Source organism: Amphibacillus cookii, assembly GCF_016908375.1.
Classification (GTDB): Bacteria; Bacillota; Bacilli; order Bacillales; family Amphibacillaceae; genus Amphibacillus_C; species Amphibacillus_C cookii.
In genome coordinates this window covers 46658-62219 of the sequence record NZ_JAFBDS010000009.1, presented here as the reverse complement: position 1 = coordinate 62219, position 15562 = coordinate 46658, and the positions used below count along the sequence as shown (strand labels likewise).

General features: G+C 36.1%; 13 protein-coding genes. 1 reads left to right on the top strand and 12 read right to left on the bottom strand.

The window, feature by feature from the left end; all coding sequences use genetic code 11:
* Positions 1-82: 82 nt before the first annotated feature.
* Positions 83-424: a DUF5634 family protein gene (locus JOE23_RS13440; protein ID WP_204439133.1), complete on the top strand. Its 342-nt coding sequence runs from the start codon at positions 83-85 to the stop codon at positions 422-424.
* Positions 425-467: 43 nt separating this feature from the next.
* Here the strand turns inward: JOE23_RS13440 and JOE23_RS18205 are convergent, their stop codons facing one another.
* From JOE23_RS18205 to JOE23_RS13380, 12 genes are all read right to left on the bottom strand, one after another.
* Positions 468-2510 carry a methyl-accepting chemotaxis protein gene (locus JOE23_RS18205; RefSeq protein WP_204439130.1) on the bottom strand — a complete coding sequence of 681 codons (2043 nt, stop codon included), beginning with the start codon at positions 2508-2510 and terminating at the stop codon, positions 468-470.
* A gap of 297 nt (positions 2511-2807) precedes the next feature.
* On the bottom strand, positions 2808-4034 hold the full coding sequence (locus tag JOE23_RS13430; RefSeq protein ID WP_204439128.1) for a dihydrolipoamide acetyltransferase family protein: 1227 nt from the start codon (positions 4032-4034) through the stop codon (positions 2808-2810).
* 19 nt (positions 4035-4053) lie between these two features.
* Complete coding sequence (locus tag JOE23_RS13425; RefSeq protein WP_204439126.1) at positions 4054-5040, bottom strand: alpha-ketoacid dehydrogenase subunit beta; 987 nt, start codon at positions 5038-5040, stop codon at positions 4054-4056.
* A gap of 17 nt (positions 5041-5057) precedes the next feature.
* Positions 5058-6047, bottom strand: coding sequence for a thiamine pyrophosphate-dependent dehydrogenase E1 component subunit alpha (locus tag JOE23_RS13420; RefSeq protein WP_204439124.1), 990 nt, complete (start codon positions 6045-6047; stop codon positions 5058-5060).
* Between the two features lie 12 nt (positions 6048-6059).
* Positions 6060-7487 (bottom strand): dihydrolipoyl dehydrogenase, encoded by a 1428-nt coding sequence (lpdA, locus tag JOE23_RS13415; RefSeq protein WP_204439123.1) that lies wholly within the window; start codon positions 7485-7487, stop codon positions 6060-6062.
* Between the two features lie 213 nt (positions 7488-7700).
* Positions 7701-9059 carry an aspartate kinase gene (locus tag JOE23_RS13410; RefSeq protein ID WP_204439122.1) on the bottom strand — a complete coding sequence of 453 codons (1359 nt, stop codon included), beginning with the start codon at positions 9057-9059 and terminating at the stop codon, positions 7701-7703.
* A 162-nt stretch (positions 9060-9221) separates the two neighbouring features.
* On the bottom strand, positions 9222-9815 hold the full coding sequence (gene safA, locus JOE23_RS13405) for a SafA/ExsA family spore coat assembly protein (RefSeq protein ID WP_204439121.1): 594 nt from the start codon (positions 9813-9815) through the stop codon (positions 9222-9224).
* 55 nt (positions 9816-9870) lie between these two features.
* Complete coding sequence (gene spo0A / locus JOE23_RS13400; protein ID WP_204439120.1) at positions 9871-10650, bottom strand: sporulation transcription factor Spo0A; 780 nt, start codon at positions 10648-10650, stop codon at positions 9871-9873.
* Between the two features lie 400 nt (positions 10651-11050).
* A complete protein-coding gene (spoIVB, locus tag JOE23_RS13395; RefSeq protein WP_204439119.1) occupies positions 11051-12331 on the bottom strand; it encodes a SpoIVB peptidase in 1281 nt (426 codons plus the stop codon).
* 174 nt (positions 12332-12505) lie between these two features.
* Positions 12506-14233, bottom strand: a complete 1728-nt coding sequence (gene recN, locus JOE23_RS13390) for a DNA repair protein RecN (protein WP_204439117.1) — start codon at positions 14231-14233, stop codon at positions 12506-12508.
* A 31-nt stretch (positions 14234-14264) separates the two neighbouring features.
* Positions 14265-14714 (bottom strand): transcriptional regulator AhrC/ArgR, encoded by a 450-nt coding sequence (gene ahrC / locus JOE23_RS13385; RefSeq protein ID WP_204439115.1) that lies wholly within the window; start codon positions 14712-14714, stop codon positions 14265-14267.
* Between the two features lie 26 nt (positions 14715-14740).
* Positions 14741-15562, bottom strand: coding sequence for a TlyA family RNA methyltransferase (locus JOE23_RS13380; protein WP_204439113.1), 822 nt, complete (start codon positions 15560-15562; stop codon positions 14741-14743).

Sequence of the window (15562 nt, the reverse complement as noted above, 5' to 3'; positions counted from 1 at the left end):
ACTTACTTGAGCAATGTATATATTTACATATTAACGGTGATGATAAAACTATACAACAATTTAAACGATAGGAGGAATAAACTTGCAACAGTTATATTATGCTGATGTGTATCGTCATTTAGCTAATAACCTTAAACAAATTCAGCAACAACACCAAATCGAACATTTAACCATTTATGAAAAAAATATTGAAAATGAAATATTACACCTTGGCTATGAAATAAAACACAAGCAAACCACTTTTAGAATTTATTTGCGTTATCTAAAATTAGAGCAACAATCTTTATTACCATTTACACCTGTTTGGACATGTGAAAAAATTGAAGACAATCATCTTACCAAAAGAGGGTATGACAGCTTTTTAGAAGCATTATTATCAATCAATAAACAAACCTACTCACCTGATGAAAAGCAAAGTTCATAGGAAAATAAGCAGTTATACTAAAAATACAGCTGCTTATTTTCTGTTACAATTGAAACTTTTTAACCATAACATCTAACTCCCCGGCCAGCGTTAAGAAATATTCAGATTGTGCTTTCAATTGATCCATCAGATCCTTTTGTTCTTCGGTAAAAGCAGCAGTTTCTTCAATCCCGGCCAGACTGTCTTCTGAAATGCTCGCCACTTGATGCATACCTTTATGGATTGATTGACTATTTTTCTCAATGTGAGTCATTGATGATGCAACAGCTTCAATCGTTTGATTCATTGCCAACATTTGTTTTCTTATATCGTCAAAACTTTCCTTCGTTTGTTTAATTTGTTCGAGGCTATCATGAGATTGTGAGGCTGTATGGTTTAATGTTTGTACTAATAGTGATGACGCTTCTTTTATTCCATTAATAACATTGGAAATATCAACTGAGGAATGACTCACTTGTTCAGCTAATTTTCTTATTTCATTAGCCACAACATTAAATCCTTTTCCAGCTTCGCCGGCACGAGCGGATTCAATCGCAGCATTTAATGCAAGTAAATGCGTTTGCTCGGTGATTTGATGAATCACTTCAGTTAATGATACAACACTATCTGTGCTCTGCTCTAGCGCTTTAATATTAGTAACAGAATTTAAAACATCTTGATGGACTTGATGTATTTGCTCTAATGACCGATTCATTTGCACTGAACCTTGATGAGACAATTGATCAACGTCACCTGCCATTCGTTGCAGAAGACTTGATTGTTTTTCGACTAAATGTATCTGCTGACCAAGTTGTTCACTTGATTTGGCTATATCACTTGATGTATTTGCTTGATCTTCGGCTCCTGTTGCAATCTCTTGCATCGTTGACGCCATTTGGTCACTTCCAACTTGTAATTCGCTACTTACTTTATCTAAGTGAAGTCCTTGATTACTGATATCCGTTGATGCCTGTTTTGTTTCTTTTAAAGTTGAATGGAGATTTTCTATCATTTTATTCATGGCTAAAGTTAATTGTCTCACTTCTCCACTGCCTTTAACCACGATCTTCTCATTAAGCTTTCCTGCTGCTACATTTAATGCTTTATTTTTCAATGTAATTAATGGCTTAGATAAATTACTAGCAATAAGAATCGAGCTTAGAATAACGATAATTAACGTCACGACAGCAATTAACGCCACGATGTTTCTCAGTTGTTTAATGCTATTAAGCATTATATCTCGTGGTTCACTGACTAGAAGTACCCAATCATTCCCCGGATAATCACTATAACCTGCACTTGTCGCGTATCCTATAATAGAATCCACACCTATACTTGATTGGCTATTTATAATACCCGATTGATCTGGATTGGCTTTATGAATTTGTTGATAAACCTTGCCATTGGGATCTAATTCTTCGGAATTTTCTGAGCTATCTTGATCAATACTAGCTGAAGAAATCGTATCAGCAATTTTATTACCATCGCGATTTACCAATTCTACAATATTATGATCTGATGTGATCGCATTGATATCATTCCAGATGTATTCGACATCAAAAGCTGCTTCTATCATACCTAAGTATGTTTCTCCTTGATATATCGGAACATAAAACATAATAACATAAGCATCGAGGGAAGCGTCGTAGATAATATCAGAATAAGATTGCCCCTCCTCGATGGCTTGCTCCCACCAAGGTTGATCCACAGAGTAGTTAGTTGATAGCTGACTCGTTGTTTGACTAACTACTGCACCAGAAGCATCTAAAATGGAAAACGACTTAAAATATGTAGAAGTGATCAATTGATGGTTCAATTCTTCTTCAATATCATAATCATGAGATAGCAGAGCTTCTACTGATTCTAATTTAGTTATGTTCTTTATTTCTCGTGTTCGTTCATACATAAAACGATCTAACTTCTCCATGTGAAGTTGAGCGAAATTTTCCACCTTCTCACCCACTTCATCTTCAAGCGAATGAGCAGCCAATTGATAGACAATACTCCCTATCAGTAAAACTGGAATAATCGATATAATACTAAATGACAAAACTAATTTCTGTCTAATCCCTCCACGTTTTTCTTCTCTCTGTCTTTTTCTTTTCACTTAAATCACCCTTTTATAGCTTGAATTAAATTGTGAATTTATCACAATCAGACTATCGTAATATCGGATGATTTACCCTTATTTTTAATATTTTGTAAGCTTTTTCTTGAATTTAATATGTTAATTTGTTCACATTTTGTTCACTTCATAACGAAGTAAAATTCAGCGAGTCATTTAGTAAATGCTATATCGATGGATGGCAATGGCAAAAATCTCTTCTCAACATTTAACCCCTAAATATGAGGATCGAGCTCATATTTAGGGGAATACTTATCACTTTTCATATCCCAATTTAATTTAGTAAATAGGGGTAGTATTACCTGAAATGTTTTCTAAAATGGCTTTCACGTGCGACATAAATTGACCACAAATAACACCATCGAGTATCCGGTGATCAAGCGATAAACATAAATTAACCATATCCCGTGCAGCAAACATATCATCAATGATAACTGGTCTTTTTACAATTGATTCAACTTGTAGGATAGCTGCTTGTGGGTAATTAATAACACCCATTGACTGAACAGAACCAAATGTCCCTGTGTTGTTCACGGTAAAAGTACCCCCGGCCATGTCCTGATGGGTTAAGGTACCACTCTTGGCTTTCTGAGCTAGAACGTGTATCTCCTTCGCTATACCTTTAATGCTTTTTTCATCAACATTTCTAATAACAGGCACAAAGAGCTCTGTTTCATTCCCCACAGCGATAGATAAATTAATATCTTTATGCTGAATAATTTTATCATTCGCCCAAGAACTATTTAACTCAGGAAATTTTTTCAAAGCTTTAGCCACTGCATTTAAGAAAAAGGCAAAATAAGATAGGTTATACCCCTCACTTTGCTTAAATTGATCTTTCTCTTCGTTTCGATAGCGGACCAAATTCGTTACATCCACTTCAATCATCATCCAAGCGTGCGGAATTTCTGAAGTGGCCTTTACCATATTTGTTGCAATTGCCTTTCGCATACCAGTAACAGGGATTTCTTTATCCGCTAATATACTTGTTGATCTTTCAATTGTTAAAGTATTTGATGATGGCGTTTCTGTAACAGGCTTTTGTTCTTGTTTCGTTTGGTTAATGCGATTATTGATATCCTTACGCGTTATACGTCCGCCCATTCCTGTACCTTGAACAGAATCAAGATCAATTTGGTGCTCTGAAGCCAATTTTAATACAGCTGGCGAATATCGATTCTTCATCGTGTTTATCTCTTTAGTAGAGCTTATTTCTTCGTGATTATGCTCCATTTCCGGATGATTGGACCCGGTTGATTCCATTGACTCAACTTCTATTTCACACAAAGGTGTACCGACATCAATAGTTGTTTCTTCTTCTACTAAAAGTTTGGTAATTTTTCCACTAAAGCTAGCTGGGACTTCTGCATTGACTTTATCAGTCATCACTTCTACCAGTGGTTGATACTTCTCAATTACATCACCTACTTGTACTAACCATTGACTAATGGTCCCTTCAGTAACACTTTCACCAAGCTGTGGCATCGTTATTGTTTTAACGGTCATCTTATTCCCTCCCAAGCAATTAAAATAATGCTAAATCTAACATTGCTTGTTTTATTTGATCTTGATTAACCATAAACGCTTTTTCTAATGTGGGTGCATAAGGCATCGCAGGTACATTAGGTCCAGCTAGGCGCTTAATCGGGGCATCGAGTTCAAACAAACAATGTTCACCAATAATCGCTGACACTTCACTGATTATACTACCTTCTTTATTGTCTTCGGTTATTAATAATACTTTTCCTGTTTTATTAACAGCATTGATAATCGCTTCTTGGTCAAGCGGATAAATCGTTCTTAAATCGAGTAGGTTTACTTCTATCCCTTGTTCTGCAGCTAACTCTTTAGCTGCTTCTTTAGCATAATGCACACAAAGTCCATAAGTAATTACCGTTATATCTGCTCCCTCTTGTAGGAGGTTTGCTTTTCCTATTTCAATTACTTCTTCATTGTTGTCAATTTCTTCTTTAAGTAGGCGATACGCCTTTTTATGTTCAAAATATAAGACAGGATCTGGATCTCGTATTGCAGCTTTTAGTAAGCCTTTGGCGTCGCGAGGACTTGAAGGCATCACAATTTTTAAACCTGGTTGATTTGCAAAGATAGCTTCTATGGACTGGGAATGATAGAGTGCCCCATGCACGCCACCACCATAAGGAGCTCTAATCGTAATCGGACATGTCCAATCATTATTTGAGCGATATCTTATTTTTGCTGCTTCTGAAATAATTTGGTTGACAGCTGGCAAAATAAAATCTGCAAATTGCATTTCAGCAATAGGAATCATACCATACATAGCAGCACCTATCCCTACTCCAGCAATAGCCGACTCCGCCAACGGTGTATCAATCACACGTTTCGCTCCAAATCGTTCATATAAGCCTTCTGTAGCTCGAAAAACTCCACCTCGTTTACCCACATCTTCTCCTAAGATAAACACACGTTCGTCACGTTCCATCTCTTCTTCCATGGCTGTTTTGATTGCCTCTATATAAGATACAACTGGCATTTATAATCCTCCTTTTCTTACTGATATACACCATCTAATAATGTATCAGGTGATGCATAGGGCGCAGCGTCAGCATAATCTGTCGCTTCATCAATCAATGATTTAATCGTTTGCTCCATCTCTCTTTCATTTTCTTCTGTTAAGATATTGTGAGCTATCAAATATTCCCTAAATGAAATTAATCCATCATTTTCTTTCGCCTGCTTAACTTCTTGTTCAGAACGATATGTTCGATCATCATCATCGCTCGAGTGTGGTGTCAAACGATAACTTACGGCTTCGATCAGGGACGGGCCCGTTCCTTCTCTTGCCCGATCTGCTGCTTGTTTAACTGCTTTATAAACAGCAAATGGATCATTACCATCGACCGTTTCACCGTGCATACCATAACCAATGGCACGATCAGATATCTTTTCACAAGCTACCTGTTCGTTAAGAGCAACTGAAATAGCATATTGATTATTTTCAACCATAATGATAACCGGTAATTTGTGAACAGCCGCAAAGTTAGCCCCTTCATGAAAATCACCTTGATTAGAAGAGCCTTCACCTAAAGTGACAAAAGCAATGGCATCGTCATTATTCATCTGACAAGCTAAACCTATCCCAACAGCATGAGGAACTTGTGTAGTAACAGGTGATGATCCCGTTAACATCCTTAATTTTCTTGACCCAAAGTGGCCAGGCATTTGGCGTCCTCCAGAATTGGGATCTTCTGCTTTAGCAAATGCTTGTAACATTAGCTCTTTAATTGACATACCTAAAGCAAGTACCACACCAACATCACGATAATATGGTGCAGAATAATCTTTCTCGCGGTTTAATGCAAAAGAAGCTGCAACTTGTTGAACTTCTTGACCTTGGCAAGAAACGACAAAAGGAATTTTCCCGGCTCGGTTTAACAACCACATCCGTTCATCTACACGTCTTGCTGTTAACATAATACGATACATCTCAAGTACTTCTTCTTCCGAAAGACCCAGTTCAGTATGTTTAGACATCATCATTCTCCTTTCAATTTATCCGTGGATTTGTTTTGCATGGATAGCTAACGCTGTTTCTTGAATAGCCTCGCTAAGAGAGGGATGAGGATGAATCGTTTGTCCTATTTCCTCAGCTGTAGCATTTAACACCATAGCTAATCCGGCTTCAGATATTAAATCTGTTACATGGCTTCCCATCATATGAATCCCAATAATATCTTCTGTTTCTCGATCTGATATGATTTTTACAAAACCAGTCGTATGCCCTTCAATAACGGCTTTTCCAATCGCAGAAAAAGGCATTTTAGCTACTTGTACATCTTTGCCTTCCCTTTTAGCCTCTTGCTCTGTTAAACCAACTGTCGCTATTTCAGGCTGACTATATACACAACTTATCACAAAATTTTCTTGTGGCAATTTTTCATGTGTATTCGCAATATGTTCAACAGCTAGCTTACCTTCATGCGCAGCAACATGTGCAAGTTGAGCACCTCCGATGCAATCGCCAACTGCATAAATATGTGACTCTTTGGTCTGGTAATATTGGTTAACCTTAATAAAACCATGGTCGTCTAATTCAATTGAGGTATTCTCTAGTCCTAAATCGTTAGTAAACGCTTGACGGCCTATTGATACAAGCACAGAATCAGCTGTAACTTGTTTAGCTTCATTGTCTTGTAACGTCAAGTTTAATTTAACATGTGTTTGATCAATCACTTCATACCCTTCAATATTTGCTTCAGTTAATATATCCACACCCTTTTTAGCAAGTTCCTTTTTCATTACTCTCGATATATCTTTGTCAAAACTAGGCAATATGTGCTGATCTGCCTCAATGACAGTTACTTTTACACCAAAATCACTTAACATTGAAGCCCACTCAATACCAATCACACCACCACCAACAATCAGCATTGACTCAGGTAATTCTTCAAGAGTAAGTGCTTGGTCAGAAGAAAGAACAAACTTTCCGTCAAATGGCATACTTTCTATTTGACGCGCTTTTGTACCTGTAGCAACTATGACATTTTTCCCAATCAACATCTCGTTTTCTCGATCATCTTTATATTCGACAGAAACAGTCCCAGACATGGGAGAAAAAATAGAAGGACCAAGTAACCGTCCAAATCCATCAAAAACATCAATTTTATTTTTTTTAATTAACTGTTTAACACCTTTATGAAGCTGATCAACAACTGTTAATTTTCGTCCTTGTACTTCACTAAAATTTATCAGCGCTTGATTTACTTCAATTCCAAATAAAGAACTGTTCTTTACAGTCTGATAAATAGCAGCACTTTTTAATAATGATTTTGTTGGGATACAACCACGGTGCAGGCATGTACCTCCTAATAAATCTGCTTCGACAAGTGCAACAGTAAGGCCGAGTTGCGAGGCTCTAATAGCAGACACATAGCCTCCCATACCACCACCCAATATGACTAGGTCATAATTTTTCGCCATAGAAATGCTCCTTTATCTACGTTAATCTTATTATTAATATAGCCTTCCCTACCATCTTATCGCTAATTTCTCTTTTTAGCAAGAAACATTTATACAAGATATTAGTAATAGGTAATAATTTTATGCTTTTATTGTCTGAATTGAAGCAAATTAAAATCAAACACCCGAAAGATTCGTCAGAAACAAATCTTTCGGGTTAAAGAAAAATAACTATTAAATGGTATTTATTTCAAAAAAAGCATGATATAGTGCTTGAACAGCACGCTCCACACCATCTTCTTTAATACCGAACATTAGTGATACCTCTGAAGAACCTTGGTTGATCATCTCAATATTAACATTTGCTTCTTCAAAGGCTCTAGTCGCTCTAGCTGCTGTGCCAATATGACAATGCATTTCTTCGCCAACAATCATCACAAGTGCAAGTCCACGTTCTGTATAAACTAAATCAGGTGATAATTCATGTTCGATTCGATTGATGACGATTTGTTCCTTTTCTTCTGTCATTTGATCCGCTCGTAAAATCACTGATAAATCATCAATACCTGAAGGCGTATGTTCATAAGAAATACCTTCATCTTCAAGAATATTTAGTAAACGTCTTCCAAATCCAATTTCACGATTCATTAAATACTTACTAACATATAAGCTCATAAACCCTTTATCACTTGCGATACCCACGACTGGATTACCTCGGACTTCTTTTTCTGACACAATAATGGTCCCAAGCGCATTTGGATTATTGGTGTTTTTAATACAGACAGGTATCTTCGCTTTAAAAGCTGGAATTAATGCTTCAGCATGAAAAACAGAAAAACCAGCATATGATAATTCACGCATTTCTTTATATGTTAGTGAAGTGATCTCTTTAGGTTGGTCGACAATATTAGGATTTACACAATAGACCGAATCAACATCAGTAAAATTCTCATATAGTTCAGCTTCAACCCCAGCAGCGACAATTGATCCTGTAATATCAGAACCCCCACGAGAAAAAGTAACTAACTTTCCTTTTTTTGTATAACCAAAAAAACCCGGAATAACAGCAATTTCTTTGCTTTCTCTTAATTTGTACAATTGTTCGAAACTCTCATCTAAAATCTGAGCACTACCTGGTTGATCACTTAAGATGAGACCAGCATCTTTAGGATTAAGATAACGTGCGTTTAATCCTAAAGTTAATAAATACTCGCTTAATAATTTGGCTAATGAGTCTTCTCCTATCGCTTTAATAGCTTCTAGCTTAAACTCGATAGCACCACCGTCCGCGAATATCTTTGTTACATCGTCTTGTATCTCTGTTAAAACTTGATTTGATAAGTTGAGGTCTTTAATAATTGATTCGAATCGCGTTAATACAGCATTAAGTTCTTTCTGATGCGGATTTCCCAACCGATAGGCCTCACCTAGGTTAATTAATAAATCGGTCACCTTAATATCTTCTGCCGACCGTTTACCAGGTGCAGACACAACAATAACACGTCGCTCTGAATCATCTTTAATAATACGAGCGACTTTTTTTAATTGTTCAGCGCTCGCTACTGAACTCCCCCCGAATTTCGCTACTTTCATGATACACATCTCCAATATTTTTTTCTATTATTAAAATATTATCATAAATAATCTGAATTTGTTATATTAAAATTCAGATTATTTATGAAGATATTGAAGATAATCATGGGATAAACACTTTATTTGCTTACAGTAGTGAAATTTACAACTTAATTGGCTTATTTATCGTTTAATAAACATTTGCGTCCAATATCTTCCGTCTTCCACATAACCAACACCAATATGGGTAAAATCTCCAAGTATATTAGCACGATGGCCAGAACTATTCATCCATTCACGTACCACCTGATGTGGCGTTTGTTGTCCCCTTGCTATATTTTCAGCTGCTCTTTGATAACTTACACCAAAATCTTCTAGCATGTCGAACGGTGATCCATAGGATGGACTTGTATGAGCGAAATAGTTGTTTTCTAGCATGTCAGCAGATTTATGCCTTGCAACTCTTGACAGTTGCCAATCTGGTCTTAATTCTGGTAGACCATTAGCTGCTCTTTCTTGATTAGTCAATTGAATAACAATGTGCTCAGTATGCTTTATCGCATCAATGTTCGGAATTTTAATCTCATCGTTAGGATAAATTAAATCAGGATCATCGAGTTGGGGATTTGCTTCAATAATTTCGGTAACACCGATTTGGTAGCGTACCGCTATTTTCCACAATGTATCACCTGGTTGAACATAATAAGTACTTTCAGCCAACACACTCACAGAGCCCATAAGCATAAACATAAGCGTAAAAAATAATATTTTTTTCATGAAAAAACCTCCTTTTTGTTAGTTTTCTTCAAAAAAGAGGTTTTTATTCACTATTTTAACTTGCGCGATATTCCAGTCTTAGGTGATCTGCTACCATCGCAATAAATTCCGAATTGGTTGGTTTAGCCTTTGAGCTGCTGACGGTATAACCAAATAAATCAGAAATCGAATCAATATTCCCTCGACTCCAAGCAACTTCGATTGCATGGCGAATAGCCCGTTCAACCCTTGATGGTGTTGTGTTATATTTTTTAGCGATATCAGGGTAAAGAACCTTTGTTATTGAACCTAATAGCTCAATGTCATTGAAAATCATGGTGATGGCTTCGCGTAAATACATATAACCTTTTATATGAGCTGGAACACCCACTTCATGAATAATGTTAGTAATGCTGGCTTCTAAATCAAATTTATTTTGTTTATGATCAGCATGTTTAGCTGTTTTTCGCTCTTTAACAGGTTTACCATAAACTTGTCTTACTTGATCCGCTAAATAGTCTAAGTCAAATGGTTTAAGAATAAAATATGAGGCCCCTAAATCAGCCGCCTTCTTCATAACGTCTTCTTGTCCAAATGCCGTTAGCATAATGACATGAGGCCGTTTGGATAAATGCAGTTGCTTCATTTTTGTTAGTACAGCTAATCCGTCCATATGTGGCATAATAATGTCTAGTATGATTACGTCTGGATTTGTGTTTTCTATTAACTGCAAACTATCTTTACCATTATATGCAGTTCCAACAACATCTAAATCACTTTGTTCACCAAAATACTCCTCCATCATTCTGATTAATTCTTGATTGTCATCAACTAAACAAACTTTTATTTTTTCCACTGCTTTTTCCTCCTTATTTTACCTTTATACACCTAAGTTTATTCGACAATTCTAAGGATTTCCCTTTTTATATTGATAAAAAAAATAATATTCGATCAAACTTCTAATCATTCGATTAATTTTGTTTTTTTTCTTAATTTCTATCCACTTTATGTATCTTTTGTCGAATAATTCTCAATCCTATTATAACATATTTTTCTAAAACACGTGTTATTTGACTAAAGTATACTCCCTTTATAATGAAAAAGAGGTCTTGACAAAAAGGATCTTCAGTTCGTACTGGGACTGCGGTTACTGGATCGTCTGGTAATTTTTGTATAATAAATGCGAATGATCCATTTAATTAAACGAATCATTCGCATTTGAACTTAATTTTTTTATTTTCTGACTGGTCTACCGGTTAACTAGCTTTATTTAATGTATTAACATGATCTATTCCTGCTTCATCCAACATCCATTCAATATGAATACCGTATCCAGAAGTTGGATCGTTAACAAAAACATGTGTCACAGCACCAATTAGTTTGTCATTTTGTATGATCGGACTTCCACTCATCCCCTGTACGATGCCACCCGTTTCTTTTAGAAGTCGTTCATCTGTGATGCTCAAAACCATTCCTTTAGTTGCTGGATTTCTTTGTTCGACTGCATTGATAATTTCAACATCAAAGGCTTCAATTTTTTCACCGTCAATCACTGTTAATATTTTAGCGGGCCCTTCTTTCACTTCATTTGGTTTCGCTACAGGCAATGGATTGGATAATGGACCATCTTGAAGCGCCTCTTCTAATTCACCAAACACGCCAAATGAACTGTTTTTTGTAATGTTACCTAATAATCCTTCTTTTTTATTAAATGAAGCTCTTTTTTCTCCGGGTATTCCATTATCACCTTTTTGAATTGAAGTAATGGTAGACCGAACAATTGTGCCTGAATCAATCTCAATCGGTTCACGTGTATCCATGTCAGAAATAACATGGCCAAGTGCTCCATATTTGTGAGTTAACGGATCATAAAAAGTCATCGTCCCAATTCCCGCTGCAGAATCACGTATATAAAGACCTAGTCTGTAACCATCTGTTTTCTGATCAAATTTTGGATGAAGTTTTTCTTCAAATAGTTTGTTATCCCTTTTAAATTTTACATTTATCGCTTCGTTATTATTCCCTGCTTCCTCAACAATAGGAGCTATGTCCTCAATTGATTTAATTTCATGGTCATTCATAGCTAAAATACTGTCTCCGATTTCAATGCCAATATCTTGACCTGGAGACTTTAAATTATCTTCGTCACCAACTTTGTGGTAGCCCACTACCAAAACACCTAATGTTTGCAAATTTACGCCGATTGACTGTCCCCCCGGAATAACTTGATAGGACTCATCCACATTGACGTTTACCTTTTTTAAAGGTATATTATTGTATTTATAAGTCACTTCGGTTTCACCAAAGTTAACTGGAAAGATTTCATTATCTTTTAGCGCAATAATGTCTTGTTCTTCTTCTGCCACAATCTTTACGCGTTCACTTAAAGGGTTTATAACAACAGGCTCTTCACTGGTATATAAAGTTAAATGGGTTGGAATAGCTAAAAAATTGTTTATAGTCGGAATAAACGGAAACATAAGCACAAAAACAATTATCGCTATGCCCATAATATATTTTGGACGTTGTTTCTTCACAATTCACGCTCCTCTTCTTAGTCAATTTATGTTTTATCTGTACCTCTAATTTGACCTTGAATGGGCGTTTTTAAACCCAGTAAAGTTCTCATAAACATGAGAAGATTTCCTGTCATTTAAGATTATTTCCAATATAAAAGCACATCAGTGACATTCACTAATGTGCTACTATATCTATGTCTGTTTAAATGCGTTAGCATGGTTGATCAATTCTCGAGCGTGGTCAGTTGATGTTTCTGTTAGTGTCGTTCCAGTCATCATCCTTCCGATTTCTTCCACCCTTTGATTAGCAGTTAATGTTTTAATGTTAGTAGTAGTGGCATTATTAATAACTTGCTTTTCAATTAAAACATGAGTATCAGCCATTGCAGCTACTTGCGGTAAATGCGTAATACACAAAACTTGTGAACCGTTTGATATTGCATGAATTTTCTCAGCAATAGCTTGTGCAACACGTCCACTTACACCCGTATCAACCTCGTCAAAAATAACACTGGTTACACCTTGATGCTTAGCAAAAATGGTTTTCATTGCTAACATTATTCTTGACAACTCACCGCCTGAAGCAACTTTATGTAATGGTTTTAATGGTTCACCCGGATTAGTCGATAATAAAAACTTGACTTGGTCAATACCTCTCGGTCCTAATGCAACATGGGTTCCATTTAATACCGGGTCGCTAGCTTGGCCTTCTTTTACGCTAATTTCAGCTTTAAACGTTGCTTTTTCTAAATAGAGGTCAGCCAATTCTCCTTGAAGAGCTTCCATTAATTCGTTAGCAACTTGTTTACGGAGGTCATGTAGATGACTTGCTTCAGCTAAGGCATCTGCAGAAAGTTCTTTAAGTTGTTCAACTAAGTATTGTAGAGATTGTTCTCGATTTTCTAAATCATCAATCTCATCCTCTATTTGAGCAGCATATTCAATGATTTCGTCTACAGAGCTTCCATATTTCCTCAACAACCGTTCAATCTCATTCAGTCTAGATTCGACAGTATTTAAACGGTCTGGATCAAATGCAAAATTATCTAAATATTCACGTAACTGGCCAGCAATATCTTCTAGTAGGTAATAATGATTTGAGTACTGCTCCATTGAATCTTGTAGTTCTGGCTCAAAAGTAGCTGCAGATTCAATCGCTGATAAACCTAATGAAAGCCAATCTAAACCGTGCTGCTCTCCCTTTAGAGCTGTATAAGCTTCTTGAACACTATGATATATTTTCTCATAATTCGCTAACTTGTTACGCTCTTCTCTTAATTCATGATCTTCATTTGGTTTCAATTCAGCATTTTTTAATTCATCTAATTGAAAATGAAGAAGATCTAACCGTTGAACAATTTCCTGCTCATTATGTTTTAAGTGTTGATATTTTTGTTTGATTGTATTTAGTTTTTGATAAATTTTTTTATAATCTAAGATCACCTCGTTTAGATCGTCTTTTTTGTAGAGATCTAATAATTCAAGGTGTCGCTCGTGATCCATCAATGATTGTGTCTCATGTTGGGTATGAATATCAATCAAAGCCTGACCAAATTCACGTAAAATCGCCAAAGTTACTAATGAACCATTAATTCTACAAATACTTTTTCCATTGGAACTTATTGTTCGATGTAACACAATCATACCTTCAGCATCTAATTCTACACCATATTGATCAGCTAATTGATAAACAAGGTGCTTCTTGTCTTCTGATATGAATAAACCCTCCAAAGTCGCTTTCTTTGCTCCATGACGTATAAATTCAACTGACCCTCGACTGCCTGTTAATAATTGTATGGCATCAATAATAATTGATTTCCCTGCACCAGTCTCTCCGGTTAAGACAGTTAACCCATCATTAAATGGGATCGTTAATTGTTCAATAATGGCAAAGTTTTTTATTGAAAGCTCAGTTAGCATAACTGTTTCCCCCAAATCGTTTCAACATTGTCTAAAGCATATCAAGAAATTGCTTTTCGACCTTTTCGGTTTCTTCTACATTTCTACAAATAATTAGAATCGTATCGTCCCCACAAATAGTGCCTAATACTTCTTCCCAATCTAAATTATCAATTAAGGCACCTAATGCATTAGCATTACCTGGTAATGTCTTTAAAACTAAAAAATGTGTAGCTTGATCAATTTTAATAAACGCATCTCTCATTAATCGCTTTAATTTTTCTAGTGGATTAAACCTCTGATCTGCTGGTAAGCTATATTTGTATCCGCCATTTGACATAGGTACTTTAACTAAATGAAGTTCTTTGATGTCTCGTGAAACCGTGGCTTGCGTCACATGATATCCTTGGCTACGAAGCGCGTCAACTAGTTCATCTTGTGTTTCTACATCATGATTGGTAATATATTCACGTATTTTTATATGGCGTTGACCCTTATTCATATGCTCAGTCCCTTCTTAGTGTAAGATTAATCCAGCATGTCATGTGCTTGTTGAACGACATTAACGATCTTATCTTGCCAATTGCTTTGTTTTATTTGATCGTTTTGCTTTGCTTTAAAATGCGCTAAAAATTCTATATTCCCATCTCCCCCAGTAATGGGTGAAAATGTTAATCCTTGTAATTCAAATTGTAATTCATGAGCAAAAGTGATAATCGATGCTAACACATCACGATGCACATCCGGATCACGAACAATACCTTTTTTACCAACTTGCTCTCGTCCCGCTTCAAATTGAGGTTTTATCAAAGCAACAACATCTCCATTGTCAGCTATAATATTAGCTAGAGCAGGAAGAATTAACTTTAAGGAAATAAACGATACATCTATTGTAGCAAAGTCTGGAAGTCCGTGGTCAAACATATCTTGAGTAGCATAGCGGAAATTGGTTCGTTCCATCACGATAACCCTTGAATCGCATCGCAACTTCCAAGCCAGTTGATTATAGCCTACATCTAAGGCATAACATAGTTTTGCACCATTTTGTAGTGCGCAATCTGTAAAACCCCCAGTTGATGCGCCAATATCAACCATCAAACGACCTTTAACACTTAAATTAAAAAATTGCAGCGCTTTTTCTAGCTTTAATCCACCACGTCCAACGTACGGCGTTGGTTTGCCTTTAACCGTTAAAGGGATATCAACGGCTACTTTTACTCCCGGCTTATCTAATCTTTCTGTTTCTGAAAAAACGAGCCCCGCCATTACTGAACGTTTAGCTTTTTCTCTTGTTTCAATTAAACCTCTTTCTACTAATAGCACATCTAACCTTACTTTTTTTGGTGTCAT